The organism is Bacillus carboniphilus (assembly GCF_020524035.2).
Classification (GTDB): Bacteria; Bacillota; Bacilli; order Bacillales; family JAIVKR01; genus Bacillus_CC.
Window position 1 is genome coordinate 2,015,959 of record NZ_CP129013.1, and the last position, 24,202, is coordinate 2,040,160.

The following is a 24,202-nucleotide window of genomic DNA, read 5'->3' on the forward strand; positions in this document are numbered from 1 at the left end:
GAAACAAGCATGGATAATTGTAGCACACATCCTACTTTAAATAAACTACTAGAATTTTTAGATGAAGATACGTTTAAAAAAATAACCAACGTTCACAATTTAGATAAGTACATAAAGAAACTGACGACCTACTGTTTATTTCAGATTTCCATTGTTGCTCATATTCGAGAGATTGAAAGTTTAACCCATGTTTCTCTTTATTTAGAAGATGAGAAACAACTGCAGGAAATGATCAAACTTGATTCCATTAGTACTTCTCAATTATCCAGAAGGCTTAAAGCCATTCCTTCTTCTGTTTTTGAAAAGGTTTTTCGCCACCCTTTTGATGAAAATTCACTATCGATTAAAAAACAAGCCTATTATTCGAGAGATCAGTCGTTTACATGTGATCGATTCTTCTACGATGACCATGTCTTTATCTCAGTATCCATGGGCCACGTTTCGAAAAACAAAAGCCGGTATTAAGCTGCATCTTAAAGTCGTTGTGACAAAAGAAATGACCATTCCAGATGAGGTCGTGTTATCTCCTGCGAACCATTCTGATCTTTCTAAGATGGATTCGTTAGTGGAATTAGACCCTGATTGCCTTTATCTTTTTGATCGTGGGTATATGGATTATAAACAGCTTGATCACTATTGTTTTAAAGACATTCGATTTATTACAAGGTTAAAGAAGAACGCCAAAATCGAGTATTTAAATGAACAAGTCCCGGATCCCGAAAATCTCATTTTTCAAGACGCTGAAGTGTATCTTGGGGGTGAACAAACAGGGACAAAGATGATGCACACGGTTCGTTTAATCAAAACAAAGGATCGTGAAGGTAATGAAGTTATTCTCATTACAAGTTGTTTTGACTTAACCGCAAAAGAAATTGGTGATCTATATCGATATCGTTGGAAGATCGAAACCTTTTTTAAATGGATGAAGCAGCATCTTAACATCACCTCTTTTTATGGAAAGAGTCCAAACGCGGTTTATAATCAAATTTGGATCGCTCTTATTACGTATAGCCTAGAGGTATTACTGAAGCTGTCCTTAAATGATGATGGTTCCCTACTAACCTTTAAGAGAAGACTGGAAACCTTGTTATATCAGCCGTTTCATATATTTGTTAAAGCGTTGTTCAAAGAAAAGACCCGAACCTCCAAAGGGCGAAGGAAGCAAAATTGGGAAGTAGAATACAGGATGCTCGAGCAGCAAGTACTTAGAGGGGAGGTGGACTTTTTAGACAAACCAACAGGCGAACCTCTTTTTGTACACTTTTCATAATAAAAGTATAATTCTTTAAAAATATGGATAAAGGCTGCTTGATACAGAGGTTCTCTCTTTTTTAATTTTAAAAAGACGGAAAATTCAGTTATTAGAAGTGTTTTCCAATCGAAGGCTGCTTGATTTTTATTGTGAAGTTTTATGCAACGTTAATGAATCAATACAAATAACGCCCATCAAGGCGTCCATTACATTTTGCTAATCTTATTATACAGTAAGGCGTTTCAATTTGTAACCACTTGGTTTTATTTTGCAAATCAGTTATAATGAACTCAGGACAAGCATAGAATAAAAAAGACCGCGGGTGCGCAAACACCCACGGTCGATATACAATAGACGCTCTAAGGGCGATAGTTCTGAATTATGTTCAGAAAAATAACCACCACTTAAAGTTTGGATGCTTGAGGGTGGTTATTTTTTATGGTTAAAAGACAATATTGCCACAATGAGCGATCCAAAAGCGATCATAGCCATCAATGTTTCAAATACTGTCATACGTCCACCCCCTTTCGATAGGGGAATGAACTACCACCCTCAAAGCCGATCTATTGTTCAAGAAGAATTATAACATAATTTGGACAAAGAAATTTAATTTGTAAAATAGAATTGGTAAAGTTATGATAAATAAAAATAGGCTGTCCCTCCACCGCCAAGTTTGAGGACAACCCATTCAATCATTACTTTGAGTTTATAGTAAACAAACCCCTTCTGCAAGTGTTTAGAAGTTGGTGAATGTGAGTGGACAGCCTTATATTGAGTTTGAGATGATTCAATTGGCTACATTCAGAAAATCAAAAAGCGGAAAATGGCAAGCGAGAGTATCAAAAGAAGGAAGAGAGTTTAGTATTGGTACGTTTAGAACGAAAAAAGAAGCCGAGATTGAATCTTCAAAAGTAGAAGAAAGAATTTATTACGGACAAACTTTAAATGACAGAAATATGCTGTTTGAAGATGTGGCAAACGAATGGTTATTCAAACACAAAAAATCAAACGTAAAAGATTCTACGTTCGTACAACTAGAAATGACTGTAAGAGTTCATATCTTACCTCGGTTCGGATCTCATAGAATTATGTTAATCAGGAGAGCAGACATAAAAAAGTGGACGCAAGAATATACGAACATGGTTGATGAAGTTGGAAATGAAAAGTATTCATTTGGTACTAGATTGAGACATTTATCGGTATTAAAGAGCATTTTCCACTATGCCGTACATGAATTAGAGGTATTAGAAAAAAAACCTTGTGATCGTTTAAGAGTCCCAGTTAAAGACTCTGTTGGAATTAACACAGAAACAAAGTACTATATTCTTGACGAACTAAACGCATTGTTAAACTATATGAAAGAATACAAACACCAAAGATATTCAGGCTATCAGATTTACTATATGTTGATGTATTTTCTAAGTCAAACTGGAGTGAGAATTAGTGAAGCCTTAGCTTTAAGGTGGAGTGACATTAATGGGAACAAACTGACTGTAGAACGGCAAACAAGTAGGGATGACCATAATAATGTGAAAATCACCACACTCAAGAACTCATCCTCATATAGAACAATAGGACTAAATGATGAACTTTTACATGAACTCAAAAAATTTAAACTCAAGCAAAACGAAATGATATTAGGGACAGATCACTTCTACAAAAATAGCGACGGTATCATTTTTCAAAACTATTTAGGGAACTACCTAACACCTTCAACTGTTCGAGACTCCATTCGAGATTATTGCAAAAAAGCTGAAATCGATTATAAAGGTACCCATGGATTTAGACATACACATGCAGTTTTACTTCTTGAATCAGGAGCAAGCATTAAGTTTGTTTCCAAAAGATTAGGACACAAAACCATCAAAACCACTGCGGACACTTACCTGGATATTACCGGAAAAATAGAAGAAGACGAACTTAAAAAGTTCGCCTCCTACACTCATAATTAAATCTGAATCGGCACAAAATCGGCACGTTTTAGTTTTCATTGAGAAATGGTGTTAACAAAACATTGATATATCAATGTTTAAAGCACCTTATCCAATACTACCTTCCATTTCGAATTTAATAAGACGGTTCATTTCTACCGCATATTCCATTGGAAGCTCTTTTGTAAATGGCTCGATGAAGCCCATTACAATCATTTCTGTTGCTTCTTCCTCTGAAATTCCTCTACTCATCAAGTAGAAAAGTTGTTCTTCGGATACTTTTGAAACTTTCGCCTCGTGCTCTAACGAAATGTTATCGTTAAAGATTTCATTGTAAGGAATTGTATCTGACGTTGATTCGTTATCCATAATGAGTGTATCACACTCAATGTTTGATCTTGCTCCTTCTGCGCGGCGGCCGAAGTGAACGATTCCACGGTATGTTACTTTTCCGCCTTGTTTGGAAATGGATTTTGAAACAATCGTAGACGAAGTATTCGGAGCTAAATGAATCATTTTTGCTCCTGCATCTTGGTGCTGACCTTTACCTGCTAAAGCAATCGAAAGGGTCATTCCACGTGCACCTTCACCTTTTAAAATGACAGCCGGATATTTCATCGTTAGTTTAGATCCAATATTTCCGTCAATCCATTCCATCGTTCCATTTTGTTCGCAAACTGCACGCTTCGTTACAAGGTTAAAGACGTTGTTTGCCCAGTTTTGGATCGTTGTATAACGGCAATAGGCATCTTTTTTGACGATAATTTCTACTACCGCGCTGTGCAATGAGTTTGTCGTATAAACAGGAGCCGTACAACCTTCAACGTAGTGAACGTGAGCTCCTTCGTCAACGATGATAAGGGTACGCTCAAACTGTCCCATATTCTCTGAATTAATACGGAAATAAGCTTGTAATGGCGTTTCAACCTTTACTCCTTTTGGAACATAAATGAATGATCCACCAGACCAAACAGCAGAGTTTAAAGCCGCAAACTTATTATCTGTAGGAGGAATGACAGTCGCCCAATGCTCTTTGAAGATTTCTTCATCTTCACGTAAGGCACTATCGGTATCCTTAAAAATAATTCCTTGTGATTCTAAATCTTCTTGCATATTATGATAGACAACTTCGGATTCATATTGAGCAGAAACACCTGCTAAATATTTTTGTTCAGCTTCAGGAATTCCTAACTTATCAAACGTTTGTTTTATCTCTTCAGGAACTTCATCCCATGATTTTTCTGACTTCTCCGAAGGTTTGACATAATAGGTGATTTCATCGAAGTTAAGTGCAGCTAAATCGCCACCCCATTGTGGCATCGGCATATTATAAAAATGCTCAAGAGATTTTAAACGGAAGTCTAGCATCCATTGTGGTTCTTCTTTCATTTTAGATATTTCTTCAACAATTTCCTTTGTTAATCCACGCTCTGAACGGAAAATCGAAACATCACGATCATGGAACCCATACTTATAATCACCAATTTCCGGCATTTGTTTAGCCATTATCCCTATCACTCCTTACTTGTTTTAGTCTTCCTTAAAAGCCTTCTCCATCGCTTTCCAGGATAGAGTCGCACACTTAATTCTGGCAGGAAACTTTGCCACTCCTTGCAAAGCCTCAATATCTCCTAAATCAAGTTCTTCTTCATCATATTCTTTACCTTGCATCAAATCAGAAAAGATATTCGAAAGCTTTAATGCATTTTCGATTGTTTGTCCTTTAATCGCTTCTGTCATCATTGAAGCAGAAGACATTGAGATTGAACAGCCTTCTCCTTCAAATTTTGCATCAACAACCTTATCTCCCTCTGTTTTCATCGTTAGACGAATTCGGTCTCCGCAAGTCGGATTATTCATATCTACGGTAATACCTTCATCAATAATCCCTTTATTACGTGGTCTTTTATAATGATCCATGATCACTTGGCGATACAACGTGTCAAGGTTATTAAATGACATTACTAAAATACTCCTTTGTTTTCACTAGCCCTTCTACTAGCTTATCGATGTCAGCTTCTGTATTGTATAAATAAAAGCTAGCTCTAGCAGTAGATGAAACATTTAACCATTTCATTAATGGCTGTGCGCAATGGTGTCCGGCTCTAACAGCGATTCCTTCAGCATCTAATACAGTAGCCACATCGTGTGGATGCACTTCATCAATATTAAAAGTAACAAGTCCTGCTCGATTTTGGGGGCCGTAAATCGTTAATCCATCAAGAGAAGACATTTTCTCTATAGCATATTGCGCTAGATGGTGTTCATATTCAGCAATGTTATCAAGTCCTATGTCTTCTAAGAAATCAATCGCAGCAGCTAAACCAATGGCTCCTGCAATGATCGGTGTTCCCGCTTCAAATTTCCACGGGAGTTCTTTCCATGTCGATTCATACAACCCTACAAAATCAATCATTTCACCACCGAATTCGGCTGGTTCCATATTTTCTAGAAGTTGCTTTTTCCCATACATTACGCCAATCCCAGTTGGACCACACATTTTATGAGCAGAAAAGGTTAAAAAGTCTACATCTAAGTCTTGAACATCTATTTTCATATGTGGAGCTGCCTGAGCGGCGTCAATAACGATCTTTGCTCCTTTTTTGTGAGCAATTTTTGCAATATCTTTAATAGGATTGATCGTTCCTAGTACGTTTGATACATACATAATGGAAACGATTTTTGTTTTTTCGGTAATGGTCTCTTCTACATCTTTTAAAGAAATCGATCCATCTTCTTGAAGAGGTAAATACTTTAACTCTGCGTTTTTCTTCTTCGCCAGTTGCTGCCATGGAATAATATTCGAATGGTGTTCCATATAGGTGATGACAATTTCATCACCTTCTTCAACATTTGCCCCACCATAGCTAGAAGCAATTGAATTTAATGCCGTCGTCGTTCCACGAGTAAAAATAACTTCTTCTGTGCTATTAGCATTAATGAATTTTCTCACACGTTCACGAGCACCTTCATATCGATCCGTTGCCTTTGTCCCTAGCGTATGAACCCCTCTGTGCACATTAGAGTTATAGTGATTATAATAATGGGATAACTCATGGATGACAGAGAGTGGCTTTTGCGATGTTGCTGCGCTGTCTAGATAAACGAGTGGTTTTCCATTCACTTCTTGATCAAGAATCGGAAATTGATCACGAATATGCTGGATATCCATTATTTAACTTTCCTTTCAATAACCTCTGTTAACTGCTTCTTCACTTCTTCTATCGGAAGATTATTAACAACAGGAGCTAGGAAACCATGAATAACAAGTCGCTCCGCTTCTACTTGCGATATTCCACGACTCATTAAATAGAATAATTGAATTGGATCTACTCGCCCAACAGAAGCTGCATGACCTGCTGTAACATCATCTTCATCAATCAAGAGGATAGGATTTGCATCTCCACGAGCCTTTTCACTCAACATTAAAACTCTAGACTCTTGTTCCGCATTTGATTTAGAAGCTCCGTGTTCTATTTTTCCAATACCGTTAAATATTGAAGAAGAACTCTCTTTCATTACGCCATGCTTTAATATATATCCTTCTGAGTTTTTACCAAAGTGAACAATTTTCGTGGTGAAGTTTTGCTTTTGTTTCCCTCGGCCGACTACGACCATCTTCGTATCACCATATGAACCATCGCCCATTAGATTGGTTACATTTTCAGAAATTGTATCTCCGTCATTCATTAACCCAAGTGCCCATTCAATACGACCATCTTTACGAGCAACACCACGACGATTTACATAAGTGGTTACATTCTCAGCTAAATTGTCAACTGTTCCAAACGTTACTTTTGCATTCGTTTCTGCATGTACTTCTGATACAATATTAAAAATCGCATTTTCAACTTTAGTGGTAGAAATATAGGATTCTACAAACGTAACAGAACTATGGTCATCAGCTACGACAATCACGTGATTGAATAGATTCGTATTCGGATTCCCATGAACATAAATGGCTTGTAATGGTGTTTTCACTTCAACATTTTTAGGAACGTAGACAAAAACTCCACCGTTCATGTATGCTGCGTGAAGAGCCGTTAAGCGATGTTCATCAACCTTGACACCATCATCTGTCATAAAATATTTTTGAACTAATTCTGGATGTTCTTTAGCAGCCGTATGAATATCAGTAAAAATAACCCCTTGGTCTTTTAATTCCTTTGTAAGGGAAGTGTGTACAGGTGTTTGATCTTTCTGTACATAAAGGTTTTTGGTCGACTCATCTAAGTTAATTAACGCTTTCACTTCTTCTGGAAGGTCTTCCAAAGAGTTCAACGTTTGCTCTTCAACAATATGGGTTGCAAACTGAGTTAAATTCCATCCTGTAATTTTCGTTTTATCTGGATTTGGCATTGGGAGATCTTCTACTTTTGCAAGTGCCTGTAAGCGAAGTTCCTTCAACCAATTCGGTTCACCCATTTTTTCGGAATAGGATTTAATATATTCCTGATCAAATGTCAAATTCGTTTCAACTGTCATGGTTATCCTCCTTCCTTACGCTTCTTGCCCTACAGTTTCATCTTCAATCCCTAGTTCAGCTTTAATCCAATCATAGCCTTCATTTTCTAAACGCTGTGCTAATTCTGGACCACCAGATTTAACAACCTTTCCTTGCATCATAACATGAACAAAGTCAGGAGTAATATAGTTAAGAAGACGTTGGTAGTGTGTAATAATTAAACAGCCAAACTCACTGCCACGCATTTCGTTAATTCCTTTAGAAACGACTTTTAAAGCATCTATATCTAAACCTGAGTCAATTTCATCTAAAATCGCGATCTTAGGGTTAATCATCATGAGTTGAAGAATTTCATTACGTTTCTTTTCTCCACCTGAGAATCCTTCATTTAAATAACGTTGTGCCATATCTGGGTCCATATCTAATAGATCCATCTTTTTATCCATTTCACGAATGAACTTCATTAGAGAAATCTCATCGCCTTCTTCACGACGAGCGTTAATAGAAGAACGTAAGAAGTCCGCATTCGTAACCCCTGCAATCTCACTTGGATATTGCATGGCTAAGAATAAACCTGCTTTTGCACGCTCATCGACTTCCATTTCCAAAACGTCTTCTCCATCAAGAATAATGCTTCCTTGAGTTACTTCATATTTAGGGTGACCCATTATTGCTGCGGATAATGTAGATTTTCCAGTTCCGTTCGGTCCCATAATCGCATGAAACTCTCCGCCGTTAATTTCAAGGTTAACACCTTTTAAGATTTCTTTTCCTTCTACAGAAACATGTAAATCCTTAATAACTAAAGTAGAACCTGCCATGTCAATACCCTCCATCAATCATATATTCATCAATTTAATAATTCTCATTTTATTCTCATTCTTATCTTATAACAAATTAAATTACATTACAACATATTGAATCCATCTTCATATTTACAAATGATTCCCTTATAAATAAATTGTTAAACAAGATGTCTATAACAATCATAAAACGAAATCGGCTATATTATCATAACAATTTATTATATATAATAGAAGAAACTCGTATATTAACCCAATTTATGTACACAAATAGTGAAGGACTATACCCTTAATAGGTATAGCCCTTAGCGTTATTGTTTATATTTGTTTAATTCCTTTATAGATTCTTGTAACAACGTAACTGATTGGCTCATAGCTGCTCCACCACCAAACGCTGCTGAAACACCTGCAACCTCCAATATTTCTTCTTCTGTTGCACCTTGATCGACGCAACCTTTTGTATGATATATCATACAGTATTCATCTTGAGTAGCAATACTAATTCCTAAGGCAATCAATTGCTTCTCTTTTTGAGAAAGAGAGCCTTCTTTGAAACATTCTTCTGTAAACTGATTATAGTGTCTAGCAAGTTCGGGCATCTTTTTCGAAAAAATACCTAATCCTGTTTTGTAATCATGCAAAGCAGCTTCTGTTGAAGTACTTGGTTGATAATGATCCATAATGGACACTCCATTCTTAACATTAGTCACCCATAGTATGCTTAAACTCTCCTTTTGTATTCAAGTTACACCATAAAATATTGAGCCTCGGGATGAGAAACGACAAAGGCAGAAACAGACGCCTCTGGTTCCATCATATAGCCCTCTGTTAGTGTCACACCAATATCTTGTGGCTGAAGAACATCAAAAAGTGCCTCTTGATCTTCAAGGTTAGGACAAGCTGGATATCCGAAAGAATATCGGCATGTTTTGTATTGTGCTTTTAATATATCCTTTATTGACAATCCCTCGTCAAAATATCCGAACTCTTCTCTAATGTTTTTATGAATGAACTCTGCTAATGCCTCTGCTACTTCTAACGCCAAGGCTTGAATGAGGTGTGATTTTAAATATTCGCCATTCTCTTTATACTCTCGTGACCTTTCACTTACACCTTCTCCAGCGGTTACCACCATTAAAGCAATACAATCTAAGTCGTTATACTGTTTAGGTCTTACATAATCTATAGATAGGTATTTATTTTTTGTTTGTCTTGGAAATTGAAATGTTTGAATGGTTTCATTTTTGACTTTATCGTACAGCACGACTTGATTTTTAAATGAATAAGCGTGAAAAAATTGATATTTTGCATTAAGTGTCATCAATTTATTTGTCTGTCTTATCTCTTCAATCATTTCAAGTATAGATGATTTCAATTCTTGTTTTTTTAATTGTGAAGTCGTTGGCTTCACCCCCTAAATGTTTACCTAATAACATTTTCCAATTAATATAAGAGATAACCTGATCAATTGGATAATCTTTATATAATTTAGGAGAAAAACAGTTAGGTAAAGAAATTTTATGATGATGAGAAATGGTAGGATTAACGACCAAGGCAGGAGGAACAAGTTGGTTTTTTTGCTTGCTTGTTTGTATCACTGGACTTTGTCGTTCAAGTTGATTTTCATTTTCAATGTTTTGTAATAGACGTAATCCACTCATGGCATCTTTTGCATAAAGAACGCTTCCCCCATATTGTGGTGCTATCTTTTCAGTTGTAAATTTTTTAGATAGCGCGGCTCCGCCTACTAATATAGGAATATCGATTCCTGCGGACTTTAAATCTTGAACGGTTAGCACCATTTGTTGAGCTGATTTCACTAACAACCCTGATAATCCAATCACATTCGGTTCTTCTTTTTTATAAGCCTCAATTAAACGATCTGAAGGAATCTTGATGCCTAAATTGATTACTTGATAACCGTTGTTCGACATAATGATATCCACTAGATTTTTTCCAATATCATGAACATCCCCTTTTACTGTCGCTAATAACACTTTTCCTTTATTAGCTACTTCTGTTTTATCCATCCACTTCTCCAGATAATAAACAGAGGTTTTCATTACTTCTGCAGACTGCAACACTTCAGCAACAATCAATTTATTATCATTAAACAACTCACCAACTTTTTGCATTCCTTTCATTAACGGCCCATTTATTATATCAAGAGGCGGCATTTCTTTCCTAACAAGATCCAAATCTTCTAGGAGTCCCTCCTTCGTTCCTTCCACAATACATTGGGCTAATCTGTCCTTTGGGTCTGTTAATAGACGTGATTTCTTTTCTGGAACTCTTTCTCTAAATAGATTAACAAACTCAGATACATCTTGTTCTAAAGTTCGAAACAATAAATTTTCAGATAACGTGATTTCTGACTCCGGAATCGAAGCATATCTGACTAGCTTTTCAGTATTTACAATGGCATAGTCTAATCCTGCTTTCGTACATTCATAAAGAAATACAGAATTGAGCACCTCTCTTCCTAGTGGAGGTAAGCCAAAAGAAATATTCGAAATTCCTAGTATGGTCAAGCATTGAGGAAATATCTTTTTAATTTCAATAATCGCTTCAATCGTCGCATTTGGCGATCCTTTATAGTTTGCATCACCAGTTGCAATTGGGAAAACTAAAGGGTCAAAGATGATATCCGAAGGGTGAACTTCATACTGTTCGATTAAAATATGATAAGACCTCGAAGCAATTTCTATTTTTCTTTCTGTTGAAATGGCCATCCCTTTTTCATCAATTAAACCAACCACTAAAGCTGCCCCGTATTTCTTAGCTAAAGGAATAACCTTTTCAAACCTTTCAGTTCCATCTTCTAAATTTATCGAATTAATAATGGATTTTCCTTGAGTATATTTCAATGCTAACTCAATCACTTTTTCATCAGTAGAATCAATTACCAAAGGAACTTTAAGAAGTTTGGTTGCAATTTTAAGGAATTCTTCCATATCTTTTTCTTCTTCTCTATCTGGGTTAGCTAAGCATATATCAATCACATGAGCCCCTTTTTTCACTTGAGAACGAGCAATTTCCGCAAGGCCTTTTCATATTCACCATCTACAATTAACTTTTTAAACTTCCTAGATCCGATGACATTTGTCCTCTCTCCAACAAATATCGGTGTCTCTTTAGGGTCGTAGTGCAATCGTTCAATTCCAGATACAGAATGCAAATGAAGAACTCGCTTTTGTGTTTGAATGGGGTATTTATTTAACATTTCCCTCAATGATTTAATATGTTCAGGTGTTGTGCCACAACAACCTCCTATTATATCGACCCAACCATTCTTAACAAATTCCTCTAACTTCTTTGATAATGATAGGGGTGTTTCATGATAGGTTCCGTTTTCATCAGGTAATCCAGCGTTAGGATAACATAATATGCGAGTATTAGAGATCGAAGATAACGTTCTTATATGATCCTTCATAAAATCGGGACCAGTTGCGCAGTTCATTCCGACAGCTGTTGGGTTTAAGTGCTCAATCGATGTATAGAACGAATCGATTGCTTGACCGGCTAACATGGTTCCCATCGGTTCAATTGTTGCAGAGATGAAAATAGGCACTCTTTCGTTTCGGTCAGCAAACACTTGATTAATTCCTATCCCTGCTGCCTTTACATTTCTTGTATCTTGGGAGGTTTCAAGTAATAAACAGTCCACTTTGCCCATTAATAAGGAATTAGCTTGATCATAATAGTTGGAAACGAGTTGATCAAAGCTCACTCCTCCAGTTACAGAAAGAGCTTTCGTCGTAGGGCCCATTGCTCCAGCAACAAATACTTGCCTTCCATACTTTTCTTCATATAATTGAACGGCTCCTTTTGCTAATTGTGCTCCTTTTAAAGTAATTTGATGGGCAAGATTTTCTAATCCATATTCAGATAACACTATTGTTGTAGAACCAAATGTGTTCGTACAAATAATATCTGACCCTGCCTCTAAATATCGTAGGTGAATAGATTCAATGATTTGGGGTTGAGTGAGATTTAAATATTCATTACACCCTTCATAAATATCTCCTCCAAAGTCTTCTGAATTAAGGTTCGCTTGTTGTAACAACGTTCCCATTGCACCATCTAACAATAGTGTTTTGCTTTTTATTTGTGACGAGAGTCTATCCTTCATAAAAGCACCTCTTTTTTCATATGACTACAAATTTCAGCGGTGATATCATATTTCATAAAAGGTGTGATTAAATAAAGTCCTTTAAAGAACCGTCTTGCATATTCTGCTAAGTTAATCGCAATTTCGATCCCTGCTTTTTTAGCATCATCACCCTTATATTTCGCCATGGTACTTAAAATATCTGAAGGGATATTAACCCCCGAAACATATTGATCAAGAAACTGAGCATTTTTAAAGGAAACAAGTGGCATAATGCCTATAAATATAACAGTGTCCTTTACATAAGTTTCAATCGATTCTGCAAACCTCGTTATCATCTCTTTAGAATAAAAAGGCTGTGTTAAGAAGAAACGACAACCTGCCTTTATTTTTAGATCTATTCTCTCCAGTGAAGGTGAACCATACTTTCCCTGATTAATAGCTCCCCCTATTTTAAAAACCGTTTTGCTTTTCATCTGATCACCCGAAAAAAATTGGCCATCATTTAATCCTTTCACTTTATTCATTAGGTTAATAGAGTTTGTTTCAAACACCGCTTTTGACTGAGGCAGATCGCCTGATCTTGGAGGATCACCTGTAACAATCATTACCTTATCAAGACCTAATATGTGAAGGCCGAGGAATCTCGACTGTTGACCAATAAGGTTTCGATCTCTACAAGCGATATGAACAAGAGGATTAAAGCTCGTCTCCGATTTTATGATGGAGGCAACTACTGTATTACAAATTCGTGAATAAGACATGGAATTGTCTGCTATTGTTATCGTATCAGCTCCTGCTTTTTCGAGTTCTTTAACCCCTCTTAAATACTCGCTTAGGTTCGGTTCCTTCGGAGGATCTAATTCCACAATGACAGTCGTTCGATCTCCCGCTGATTCTATATAGCAAGATTCCTTTTCCACATCTCCCTCTCCTTTTTTTAATATTCAGATATTTAAACTAACACTATGCAAGTGAAAGCGCTTTTCATCACCCTCACTTGCCATTTTCACTTTATTAATTAGCTGGTAAAACGGTTCCCTGGTATTCCTCTTCAATGAACGTTTGAATTTCTTCTGATTGTAAAACCTCAACAAGAACTTTAATTTTCTCTTTCTCCTTATCTTCTGACCTTACAACAATAAGGTTCGCATAAGGATTATCCACACCAGATTCTAGCTCAATCGCATCCACTGCTGGATTTAACCCACCATCTAACGCAAGATTTCCATTGATTAGAATTGCATCTGCTTCATCGTTTTCATATGCCTTCGTTAACAGAGCTGGTTCTACATCAGTTTGAAAAGAAAATTTTTTAGGATTTTCCGCAATATCATCTACTGTAGCTTGCCGATTTCTCGACTTCATCTTTCAATGAAATAAGCCCTTTTTCTTCTAATAAAGATAGGATGCGACCATGATCTGAAACCGAATTACTCATCAAAATAGAGGCTCCTTCAGGCAGCTCTTCTAAAGAAGAATAACGTTTCGAATAAACGCCAATTGGCTCAATGTGGACGGCTCCTACACTAACAAAGTCATATTCATGTTCTTCTTTTTGAAGCTCTAAATAAGGGGTATGTTGAAAATAATTTGCATCAATCTCCCCTTCATTTAAGCTTTTATTAGGAAGCACATAATCGGTAAACTCAACAATTTCCAACTCATACCCTTTTTCCTCAAGCAAGTTTTTCGCTTCTTCTAAAATTTCCACATGTGGCACGGGAGAGGCACCTACTTTAATTACATTCTCTGAATCAGCCGATGTTCCACACCCAGTTATAAATAAGAATAAAGCTCCTAACGTTAGTGAAAACAATAATTTCTTCATATTTTTTCCTCCTCTATGTTATCTTTTATCTAATTTGTTTGATGTATAGTCACCTATAAATTGAATGATAAAAACGATCAATAAGATTATTAATGTTGCAACGATTGTGACATCCCCTCTATTTCTTTGAAACCCCTCCAAATAAGCTAAGTTGCCTAATCCTCCAGCCCCAACCACACCTGCCATTGCAGTATAACCGACGAGCGCAATAGCCGTAACAGTTAAACTTGACACAAGAGTGGTAATGATTCTGGAATTAACACTTTATAAATAATTTTAAATGAATGAGTGCCCATTGATTTGGCTGCTTCAATTACACCTTTGTCAATTTCTCGAAGCGATGTCTCTACCATTCGTCCAAAAAAAGGAGCGGAACCAATAATGAGTGCTGGCAAGGCAGCATTCGCTCCTAACATGGAACCTACAATCACTTTTGTAAAAGGTAAAAGTAAAATAATTAGGATGATAAAAGGAATTGAACGAGACGTATTAACTACTCCTGCAATGATTGCATTTACACTTTTGTTCTCCCACAAGTTATCCTTTGAAGTTAAGAAGAGTAACACTCCAAGAATAAAGCCAAACATACAGGTAAATACAACAGAGATTGCGGTCATATAAATGGTTTCTAAAGTAGCTTCAAGCACTTTATCCCAATTTACATTTTCAAACTTCAACATGCGTGCACCTCTACTTTAACCTGTTCATCATTCAACAGTTGTTGCGTTTCTACTACCTCTTCAATTGTCCCATCTATATGAACGATCATCGTTCCAAAAGCGCCTTTTTGTGTATAAGAAATGTTTGCTTGTAAAACATTCATGTCAACCTTCAATTTTTCAATAACTACAGCTAGTATCGGCTGACTAACGGAAGCGCCTGTAAAGGTAAGTTGCAGTAAAAAACCCTTTTTATATAAAGCTTGCAATTCTGCGAGTGATTCTGAACCTCCAGAGATTTGCTTTACAAATTTTTTCGTTATTGGTTGAATGGGATCTTTAAAAACTTTTAAAACATCTCCCTCTTCAACCACGTTGCCATTCTCCATAACCGCAACTTTATGACAAATTTTTTTGATGACATGCATTTCATGAGTTATTAACACAATCGTTAATCCTAATGATTGATTAATATCTACTAACAGTTGTAATATCGAATCTGTTGTCTGTGGATCTAAGGCAGAAGTGGCTTCATCACACAATAGTACTTGAGGATGATTGGCTAATGCTCTAGCAATACCCACTCTTTGCTTTTGACCTCCACTAAGTTGAGACGGATAAGCATTTTCTCGCCCCTCCAATCCAACTAATTGAACCAATTCTTCCACTCTTTGAAGCCTTTCCTTTTTAGGTACTCCTGCAATTTCTAGAGAAAAAGAAATGTTCTCTTTCACAGTTCTAGACCACAAAAGATTAAAATGCTGAAAGACCATTCCTATTTCTTTTCTTTGTTTTCTTAATTCTTTTTCATTTAACTTGCTAAGATTTAGTTGACCAATGTGAACTTCACCTTCAGTAGGTGTTTCCAACCCATTTAACAAGCGAATTAACGTACTTTTTCCCGCCCCACTGTAACCTACTATTCCATATATTTCACCTTTATTGATTTTTAAATTAATATCATCTAATGCTTTTATAGCACCACTTCCATATTCTTTACTAATGTTTGTTAGCGTGATCATTGCTTCACCTTCCCTCATGTTGAAAATGACTGTTAAATAAAACAAAATGCCTTTCCGCATATAAGCAGAAAGGCATTTTAAATTACGTATTAAAAACCTTTCCCTCATCTTTCAAAGCGAGTATAATTCGCATTGCGTGATTTGGCACCATTTCAATATTTCATTGACGGTTGCCGGGCTTCATAGGGCACTTCCCTCCACCTCTCTAAATAAGAGAAAATAACTTTTATTCAATTTTAACGTACTTATTTAACATGAGAGAATTCTATCACGGGTCAAAAATAGTGTCAACAAAAAATTCTTTACGTTACTCCTATTTCACACTCGATGCATATTCTAAAACCTTTTTAAAGGCTTGATCTAGATCCTTTATAAGGTCATCAATGTGCTCGATGCCCACAGATAATCGAATCAAATCTTCAGTCACTCCTGAATCGGTCAATCCTTCATCACTCAATTGTTGATGAGTTGTACTTGTAGGATGAATAATTAAGCTCTTTGCATCTCCAACATTTGCCACATGTGACCATAGGTGAACTGAGTTAATAAATTGCTCTCCTGCTGCTCTTCCGCCTTCAATCCCAAAGACAATAACAGAACCGGCACCTTTAGGTAAATATTTAGTGGCTAATTCTTTTGTCGGATGTTCATCTAATTCAGGATAAGTCACCCAAGTTACTTGTGGGTGTTTTAGTAAATACTTCACTAACAAGCGTGTATTTCGGATATGTTCCTTTATTCTCACATGTAGTGTCTCTAGACCTAAACTAAATTGAAAAGCATGGTATGGACTTAAAGCAGGTCCAAGATCTCTTAGAAGCTGTACTCGCGCTTTTGTTATGAAAGCTGCTTTAGGGACGTCCCTAGCATAAACAATCCCATTATAGCTTTCATCAGGTTGAATAAGGCTTGGAAACTTTTCTGAATTCCAATCAAAATTCCCACCATCAACAATAATTCCTCCTAATGTAGTCCCATTTCCTAGTAACCATTTCGTTGCAGAATGAATGACAATATCAGCCCCATGTTCAATCGGCCTACATAAATAAGGAGTAGCAAAAGTATTATCAATAATTAATGGAATTCCTGCTTCATGAGCAACTTCAGCAACAGCTTCAATATCGAGGACAACTAAGCTAGGATTGCCAATGGTTTCTGCAAAAATCGCTTTCGTTTTCGAAGTTATAGCTTGCCTAAAGTTTTCTGGGTCAGTCGGATCAACAAACGTCACTTTAATTCCGTACTTAGGTAAGGTTACCGCAAATAAATTGTATGTTCCTCCATATAAGGTTGAGGCTGAAACAATTTCATCCCCTGCTTCTGCTATGTTTAAGATCGATAAAGTAATGGCGCCATCCCGCTGGCAACTGCTAAACTACCAATTCCTCCTTCAAGAGCGGAAATTCGCTCTTCAAGTACCGTGACTGTAGGATTATGAATTCGAGTGTAAATATAACCAGGCTCTTTCAAAGCAAATAAGTTGGCAGCATGTTTTGTGTCTTTAAATAAATATGCAGTGGATTGATAAATGGGGACTGCTCTTTCACCTGTGGTGGACCTATCCTGTAAACCTCCATGAATATTCAATGTTTCCAATTGGTATTCTTTAGTCATCAGTAAATCCTCTCCTTTTTTAAGTTTGATAAAACAAAAAGAGATTAACAAAAGGGACAAACTCGTTCACAAGAAGAAATAATCAAGTAACGGTCTGTAACCTATGTTAATCTCTTACTTAACATGATTATCTTCTTATCTTTCAGAATATAGATATTCTGCTGGAATTAGCACCGTGGTTTAAAACCGGTTGCCGGGCGTCTTAGGGCCAGTCCCTCAGCCTCTCTTGATAAGATTTTATATGGTGACTCTAATGATTACTTATAATAGCAACAACTTTTCTGAAAGTCAATAAAAATTCTGAATATTTTAAATAATATTCCTTAAATAAAGGATCGCATCCAATTTTAATATATGACGATACGATCCCTTTACAGTAACTTCATTTGATTTTATTAAAGAATAAAGCGACACCTTTCCTTTTACTAAATTTTCGAAGAAGGGTTCAGTCACTTTAATCACGATATCAACCTGAACATTGGTTATTTCACACTTTATCAATCCTTGTTTTTTCAAGATATATAGATCATTCTGCTTTTCTTTTTGAAAGCAAACCGTAAGCTTGTATGGAGGGACCATTTTTTTGACCGCTTCATTTAGTATAGGAAATTCATCCATCACAAAAACCTCCTTTAATATAAAAAGTACGTTTTATTTAGGAGGTTTCCTTTATTTTTCATTCGACAATTTCCCAAGAAATATTCTCTAACTCGAAAAGTTTTTTTTGTTAACTTATGAATTCTGATGCTCATTAATGATGGAAATAATGTTTTCAACTGATCCAAAAGCAAACACTTTTTCAATAATTTTTTGTTCTTTTAATATAATTAATGCTGGGACACTTTGAACACCCCAATTCATTGCATGTTCTGGTATGTAATTCAAATCTTTTTTGTATATTTTAATGGAAAGTATAGTTTCAGTCACTTCCAACATTTTAGATGCCATCTGACATGTACCACAAAGAGGAGTATATAAATAAATAAAATGAACTTCACGATTTTCAAATAGTTCTATTAATTCTTCTTTTGTGATTTCTTCCATAACTCTCTTCTTACCTTTCTAAAGTACTCGATAACTTCATTAGTAAAAGTCACTATTTTTAATACTGGACAAATATTGTGACTGGACCTCAAAATTTGCCTGTGCCAAGACCGTTGCAACATGCCGCTCGGGAGCTGTCGCAACCTCCCGATAACTTTTATCAACATAAAGATGCATAGCCTCAGGAAATTCCTTTTTAAAATGCGCTCTAATTTTATCACCTGAATAATCCGAATCAACAAATATATATACGTCTCTATTAGCCAACTCTTCAATCAACTGATCTAGTTTTGCAATGCTTAACGTTCCATTTGTACATATCACTTCTATGGGTTCATTTATGACCATTTCCACTTTTTTCTTATCTGTCTTTCCTTCAACAATAATCACTTTATCAACTTCAATCACAGACATATGTACCACTCATCTCTTCACAGAATCTAAACAACACTCAACAAGTGCGTGTTCAAAAGTAGGGAAAAGGTCGCTAAAAAAACTGAAGTCCTTTGTACGTTCATCATCTAAGTACAGGTTAACGATGATGGTATTATCACCGACTTTAACAAGGCAACCTCCAGTCCTTATCTTCATCCCTTTATTACATACTTATTCGATATGTCATAAAAATACCCTGCAAGGAGAGAAACGACCGTTTTAAGAATGTAGATACAAATCATGAATTATATAAGAAAAGCGCCCGCGCCTTGCTCAGCCACGACAAGCATAAGGCGCGGAGAAAAGAAAGATGTTCTTTATCTTTTGTTCTACGTGACAATTGCAGAAGATCTACTAAGAACAGTCACTTCGTGTGACTAACGTAGATCCACCTACTTCCTGTAGGCGTCTCCTGGCTAGGCGCTGGAGCTAGACAACGATGTTAGCACCTTCTTATAAAAGACAAAGTTTATACTTTATTATCTTATAAGAAAAGCGCCCGCGCCCGTTTAACGACGCACAACAATTAGAACGTCAACTAAGAACAGTCACGATGCGCGAACTAACGTTGACGCTAGCACATCGTGTACGTCGGAGTTGCTGGGCGCTGGAGCTAGACAACGATGAAAGGACTGTCTTATTAAGGAAAAAGTTTATACTTTCTGATCTTAAAATAAAAAGAGAACGACATAGAAGTCATCCTCCTTAACACCAGCCATTCTCTTCATCACAATCTACAAATTTTTGATCCGGTTGCACGGTAACATCTGCAAATTGATAAAAACGACTATTGTGATATTCAAACCCATTTTTGAGATTTAAGGGTGAATTTTCAGATTGAGGGATTTGACCAATTGGTTCTCCCTCCATATATAATTCAATTTGATTACCAGTAAACTTTCCAATAATTCGGTCTGTTACATCTATTTTTTGTTTTTCAAAAGTCATCGTGCACCCTCCTATTTAGTTAACATACGCTTGTCGTTAGTCTTCACCTAAATAGGAGTCATCATGTATTTTCAATTAATCTTCGTTTATCATTTTTTGATATTGTTCATCCGTCATTAAGCTATCAATTTCTGATAAATCCTTTGGTTCAACAACCACCATCCATGCCTTTTCATATGGTGATTCATTAACAAACTCCGGACTATCTTCCAATTCTTCATTTATTTCTAAAACTGTACCATTTATCGGAGCATATAACTCAGAGACTGTTTTTACAGATTCTACACTTCCAAAAGGCTCATCGGCTTCAATTTCGTCTCCTACTTCAGGGAGCTCGACAAAAACAATGTCACCAAGTTCTGACTGCGCAAAATGTGTGATTCCAATTCTAACCTTTCCATCTTCAATCTTTACCCACTCATGTTCTTCTGAATAACGTAAATCTTTAGGTAAACTCATCTGTTAAAACCTCCTAAAATGACATTTGTGATCAATCATTACCCCAAATTGCTTCAAAATCTTCTACTTTAAACCCTACTGTTACTCGCTTTCCATCTGTTACAATCGGTCTTTTCAGTAACATTCCATCTGAGGATAATAGTGCTAGTAGTTCTTCTTCTGGTAATACTCCTACTTTATCCTTCATCCCTAGCTCACGATACTTTTTACCGCTTGTATTAAAAAACTTTTTTAATGGTAGTCCACTTTTTTGATAAAGTTCTTTAATAGTGTCTTTGGAAGGAGGATGTTCAACAATATGTATTGGCTTCAAATCAATTCCTTTTTCTTCAAACCAGTTTTTCGCCTTCCGACAAGTGCCGCATTTCGGATACCAATAAAAGGTTAACTCCAAAAAATCACCGCCTTCAAACTTTCTCAACCGTATTGTAGCATATTATGAAATGAAATCATAACCAACACGGTTATTATATTATACTTAAAATTAAAAAAAGCTGACTCACTTAAAAGAGTCAGCCTTGTAAATTTAATTATACGATAAATCTTTCAGCTTCAAGGATATTTTTCGCAATTTCACGTTTTTTCTCAATCACATTAATTGGATTGTGTCGAGTGAACTTACGTAATGCCGAAAGCATCATGCGCAATGTGTCTCCACTTTCTGATGCTATGATGGACTCTTTTGCATCTGCTTCAATTGCGCAAATGCTTCTTGACAATACACTTGAGTATAAAGAAGTTTTTGTCTCGCTTTTTCTTCTCCAACCGAATTGATTGCTTTTTCTGTACGTAAAATAGCTGATTCCATTGTATAAATGTTGTTAACCATATCTGCAATATTCACCAATATTTCTTGCTCTTTTTGAAGTTTTTCTCCATATTTTTGTGCAGCAAGACCAGCAACCATTAAGCCCATTTTCTTGGCATTTTTGAGTAAATATTTTTCTTGTTCTAAGGCTCCATCACCAACTTCTTCTGGCATCATCATCATTAACTCTTCTTGAAGTGCTTGAGCTTTTTGAAGTAAAGGTAATTCACCCTTCATCGCTTTACGCATAAATGTTGCCCGGAACAATTAAACGGTTAATTTCGTTTGTTCCTTCAAAGATACGATTAATACGAGAATCGCGATATGCTCTTTCAACCTCATACTCAGTCATGTAGCCATATCCACCATGAATTTGAACTGCTTCATCGGCAATATAGTCTAATGTTTCAGAACCATGAACTTTATTTAGTGAACATTCAATCGCATATTCAGAAATGGCATCCGCAACCGCTTTACCGTCTTTAATCTCTTCTTTTGATAGGTTACTCATACGAGCTTCAAATAATCCTACAGTACGATAGGTAGCACTTTCTGATGCATATAATTTAGAAGCCATATTTGCTATTTTCTCTTGAATTAGTGAAAAGCTAGAGATTGGTCTTTTGAACTGTTGGCGTTGGTTTGCATATTCTGCAGAAAGTTGAACTAAACGTTTAGATGCACCAATTCCACCTAATGCTAATTTATAGCGTCCAATGTTCAAAATATTAAAGGCAATGATGTGACCTTTTCCTGCTTCACCTAAAAGGTTCTCTTTTGGTACTGCTACGTCTTCTAAAATTAAAGTACGTGTAGATGAACTTTTGATCCCCATTTTCTTCTCTTCAGGTCCTGTAGAAACTCCGTCATATTCTTTTTCTACAATAAACGCTGAGAATTGTTCTCCATCAATTTTCGCATACACAACAAACACATCAGCAAATGCTGAGTTTGTAATCCATTGCTTCTCACCATTTAAAATATAATGAGTACCTTCGTCATTTAGTTTTGCTGTTGTTTTAGCTCCTAATGCATCTGATCCAGAACCAGGCTCAGTTAACGCATAAGCAGCTAATTTTTCACCTGTCGCTAATAAGGGAAGATATTTCTTTTTTTGTTCTTCATTACCAAACAAAACGATAGGTAAAGAACCGATTCCTACATGAGCACCATAAGATACTGAAAATCCACCAGCACGAGCAAACTTTTCAGTAATTAAAGCTGTACTAATCTTATCTAATTCTATTCCACCATACTCTTCAGGAACGTCTGCTCCTAATAATCCAAGTTCCCCAGCTTTTTTCAGTAACATGACAGATTTATCAAATTCATGATTTTCCATTGCTTCCACATTAGGAAGAACATCGTTTAATATATAATCTTCCGTTGTTTTTGCAATCATTTTTTGTTCGTCAGAGTATTCCTCAGGTACAAATACTTCTTCTGCTAATACTTCATCAATTAAAAAGCTTCCACCCTTTGCAACTTTCTCCGTAACGTTAGCCATTAAAAAATTCCCCCATTTCATTCTTTTAAAATGATTAATCTAAGAGTACTAGACATTACAAATGGAAAATCTAGTACTCTTACTATTTCAACGTTTAACTTCTTGCCAAAGTCGACATAATTAAGAGATTAACTCAAATACTCCAGCTGCACCCATACCGCCACCAATACACATTGTTACTACGCCGAACTGCTCATTACGACGTCTCATTTCATGAAGTAAGCTTAGTGTAAGTTTGGCTCCAGTACATCCTAGAGGATGCCCTAATGCTATTGCACCACCATTGACATTCACTTTTTCTTCATCTAGTCCTAATTCGCGAATAACTTGAATAGACTGTGAAGCAAAAGCCTCATTTAATTCAAACAATCCTATATCAGAGACTTCTAAGCCAGCTAGTTTTAGAGCCTTCGGTACAGCTACAACTGGTCCAATCCCCATAATTTCAGGAGGAACTCCACCTACCGCGAAAGAACGGAATTTAATTAATGGTTGTAAACCTAGTGATTCAGCTTTCTCACGTTCCATAACCATAACTGAAGCAGCCCCATCATTCGTTGGTGAGGAGTTTCCAGCTGTAACTGATCCTTTAGCAGAGAAAACCGGTCGTAGTTTTGCTAAAGTTTCTGTATTCGTACCAGGTCTTACACATTCATCTTGACTAAAGGTCATCGTTGTTTCCTTAAGTTTTAAATCTGCCCCAACTTCTCTTTTCGTAACCTCAACTGGAATGATTTCTTCAGAAAACTTACCTTCAGAAAGGGCAACTGCCGCTTTTTGATGACTGCGAACAGCAAATGCATCTTGTTCTTCACGTGATATTCCATATTTCATTGCTACTTGCTCTGCAGTATGCCCCATGCTCATATAGTACTCGGGAGCTTCTTCAGCAAGTTTCGCATTTGGACGTATCGTATTTCCCATCATAGGAACAAGACTCATAGATTCTGCTCCACCTGCAATAACAGTATCTGAATGTCCAAGCATAATTCTTTCTGCTGCATAAGCAATACTTTGTAGACCCGATGAACAATAACGGTTAATAGTGATGGCAGGAACTGTGTTAGGAAGTCCTGCTAATGCACCAATATTACGCGCCATGTTTAAACCTTGTTCTGCTTCTGGCATCGCGCAACCAAAAATAATATCATCGATATTCCCTTCATAATTCCCTGCACGCTTCAACGTTTCTTTAACAACTAAAGCACCTAAATCATCTGGACGAACATGAGTAATGTTCCTTTTTTTGCTTTACCTACAGGTGTTCTAGCACCTGCAACAATTACTGCTTCTTTCATAGTTTCATCTCCCTC

General features: G+C 36.4%; 18 protein-coding genes, 7 pseudogenes and 2 riboswitches. Of the genes and pseudogenes, 3 read left to right on the top strand and 22 right to left on the bottom strand.

Features of this window, described 5'->3' with window-relative positions:
* Positions 1-9: 9 nt before the first annotated feature.
* Together LC087_RS10365 and LC087_RS10370 are read left to right on the top strand one after the other, a co-directional pair.
* Positions 10-159 (top strand): annotated as a pseudogene (locus tag LC087_RS10365) (DUF4372 domain-containing protein); the annotation flags it as partial.
* Positions 160-325: 166 nt separating this feature from the next.
* Entirely contained in the window at positions 326-1,270 is a 945-nt protein-coding gene (locus LC087_RS10370) for an IS4 family transposase (protein ID WP_306020806.1), read from the top strand.
* Positions 1,271-1,681: 411 nt separating this feature from the next.
* Here the strand turns inward: LC087_RS10370 and LC087_RS19695 are convergent, their stop codons facing one another.
* Positions 1,682-1,765, bottom strand: coding sequence for a putative holin-like toxin (locus LC087_RS19695; RefSeq protein WP_226541186.1), 84 nt, complete (start codon positions 1,763-1,765; stop codon positions 1,682-1,684).
* Between the two features lie 239 nt (positions 1,766-2,004).
* Between LC087_RS19695 and LC087_RS10375 the strand changes: the two genes are divergently transcribed.
* Complete coding sequence (locus LC087_RS10375; protein WP_226541075.1) at positions 2,005-3,204, top strand: tyrosine-type recombinase/integrase; 1,200 nt, start codon at positions 2,005-2,007, stop codon at positions 3,202-3,204.
* Between the two features lie 87 nt (positions 3,205-3,291).
* Here LC087_RS10375 and sufB read toward each other — a convergent pair whose 3' ends face one another.
* From sufB to LC087_RS10475, 21 genes and pseudogenes are all read right to left on the bottom strand, one after another.
* Positions 3,292-4,689 carry a Fe-S cluster assembly protein SufB gene (gene sufB / locus LC087_RS10380; RefSeq protein ID WP_226541077.1) on the bottom strand — a complete coding sequence of 466 codons (1,398 nt, stop codon included), beginning with the start codon at positions 4,687-4,689 and terminating at the stop codon, positions 3,292-3,294.
* A gap of 24 nt (positions 4,690-4,713) precedes the next feature.
* Complete coding sequence (gene sufU / locus LC087_RS10385; protein ID WP_226541079.1) at positions 4,714-5,145, bottom strand: Fe-S cluster assembly sulfur transfer protein SufU; 432 nt, start codon at positions 5,143-5,145, stop codon at positions 4,714-4,716.
* Entirely contained in the window at positions 5,135-6,355 is a 1,221-nt protein-coding gene (locus LC087_RS10390; RefSeq protein ID WP_226541081.1) for a cysteine desulfurase, read from the bottom strand. Before LC087_RS10390 ends, sufU begins: the two co-directional genes overlap by 11 nt.
* Entirely contained in the window at positions 6,355-7,668 is a 1,314-nt protein-coding gene (gene sufD / locus LC087_RS10395) for a Fe-S cluster assembly protein SufD (protein ID WP_226541082.1), read from the bottom strand. The genes LC087_RS10390 and sufD overlap by 1 nt, the downstream gene beginning before the upstream one ends.
* Before the next feature lie 15 nt (positions 7,669-7,683).
* A complete protein-coding gene (gene sufC, locus LC087_RS10400; protein ID WP_226541083.1) occupies positions 7,684-8,469 on the bottom strand; it encodes a Fe-S cluster assembly ATPase SufC in 786 nt (261 codons plus the stop codon).
* Between the two features lie 293 nt (positions 8,470-8,762).
* The gene (locus LC087_RS10405) at positions 8,763-9,131 is read right to left on the bottom strand and encodes a carboxymuconolactone decarboxylase family protein (protein ID WP_226541084.1); all 369 of its coding nucleotides are present in this window, start codon (positions 9,129-9,131) and stop codon (positions 8,763-8,765) included.
* A gap of 65 nt (positions 9,132-9,196) precedes the next feature.
* Positions 9,197-12,583, bottom strand: a pseudogene (gene metH / locus LC087_RS10410) (methionine synthase).
* A complete protein-coding gene (locus LC087_RS10415) occupies positions 12,580-13,485 on the bottom strand; it encodes a methylenetetrahydrofolate reductase (protein WP_226541086.1) in 906 nt (301 codons plus the stop codon). The pseudogene metH and the gene LC087_RS10415 overlap by 4 nt, the downstream one beginning before the upstream one ends.
* 94 nt (positions 13,486-13,579) lie before the next feature.
* A pseudogene (locus LC087_RS10420) lies at positions 13,580-14,393 on the bottom strand (MetQ/NlpA family ABC transporter substrate-binding protein).
* Positions 14,394-14,411: 18 nt separating this feature from the next.
* A pseudogene (locus LC087_RS10425) lies at positions 14,412-15,073 on the bottom strand (methionine ABC transporter permease).
* On the bottom strand, positions 15,067-16,074 hold the full coding sequence (locus LC087_RS10430; RefSeq protein ID WP_226541090.1) for a methionine ABC transporter ATP-binding protein: 1,008 nt from the start codon (positions 16,072-16,074) through the stop codon (positions 15,067-15,069). Before LC087_RS10430 ends, LC087_RS10425 begins: the two are co-directional and overlap by 7 nt.
* Positions 16,075-16,175: 101 nt before the next feature.
* A riboswitch (SAM riboswitch) is annotated at positions 16,176-16,290 on the bottom strand.
* Positions 16,291-16,387: 97 nt separating this feature from the next.
* A pseudogene (locus LC087_RS10435) lies at positions 16,388-17,688 on the bottom strand (O-acetylhomoserine aminocarboxypropyltransferase/cysteine synthase family protein).
* A gap of 132 nt (positions 17,689-17,820) precedes the next feature.
* Positions 17,821-17,924, bottom strand: a riboswitch (SAM riboswitch).
* A gap of 73 nt (positions 17,925-17,997) precedes the next feature.
* Entirely contained in the window at positions 17,998-18,306 is a 309-nt protein-coding gene (locus LC087_RS10440; protein ID WP_226541094.1) for a hypothetical protein, read from the bottom strand.
* Positions 18,307-18,420: 114 nt separating this feature from the next.
* Positions 18,421-18,732 carry a thioredoxin family protein gene (locus LC087_RS10445; RefSeq protein WP_226541096.1) on the bottom strand — a complete coding sequence of 104 codons (312 nt, stop codon included), beginning with the start codon at positions 18,730-18,732 and terminating at the stop codon, positions 18,421-18,423.
* Between the two features lie 39 nt (positions 18,733-18,771).
* Positions 18,772-19,146 carry a ribonuclease M5 gene (locus LC087_RS10450; RefSeq protein WP_226541097.1) on the bottom strand — a complete coding sequence of 125 codons (375 nt, stop codon included), beginning with the start codon at positions 19,144-19,146 and terminating at the stop codon, positions 18,772-18,774.
* 726 nt (positions 19,147-19,872) lie between these two features.
* A complete protein-coding gene (locus LC087_RS10455; protein ID WP_226541099.1) occupies positions 19,873-20,115 on the bottom strand; it encodes a YusG family protein in 243 nt (80 codons plus the stop codon).
* 75 nt (positions 20,116-20,190) lie between these two features.
* The gene (gene gcvH / locus LC087_RS10460) at positions 20,191-20,574 is read right to left on the bottom strand and encodes a glycine cleavage system protein GcvH (RefSeq protein ID WP_226541100.1); all 384 of its coding nucleotides are present in this window, start codon (positions 20,572-20,574) and stop codon (positions 20,191-20,193) included.
* 31 nt (positions 20,575-20,605) lie between these two features.
* Entirely contained in the window at positions 20,606-20,968 is a 363-nt protein-coding gene (locus LC087_RS10465) for an arsenate reductase family protein (protein WP_226541101.1), read from the bottom strand.
* Between the two features lie 136 nt (positions 20,969-21,104).
* A pseudogene (locus tag LC087_RS19700) lies at positions 21,105-21,631 on the bottom strand (hypothetical protein).
* On the bottom strand, positions 21,624-22,889 hold the full coding sequence (locus tag LC087_RS10470; RefSeq protein WP_371932583.1) for an acyl-CoA dehydrogenase family protein: 1,266 nt from the start codon (positions 22,887-22,889) through the stop codon (positions 21,624-21,626). The pseudogene LC087_RS19700 and the gene LC087_RS10470 overlap by 8 nt, the downstream one beginning before the upstream one ends.
* 120 nt (positions 22,890-23,009) lie before the next feature.
* Positions 23,010-24,187: pseudogene (locus LC087_RS10475) on the bottom strand (acetyl-CoA C-acetyltransferase).
* Positions 24,188-24,202: the final 15 nt, after the last annotated feature.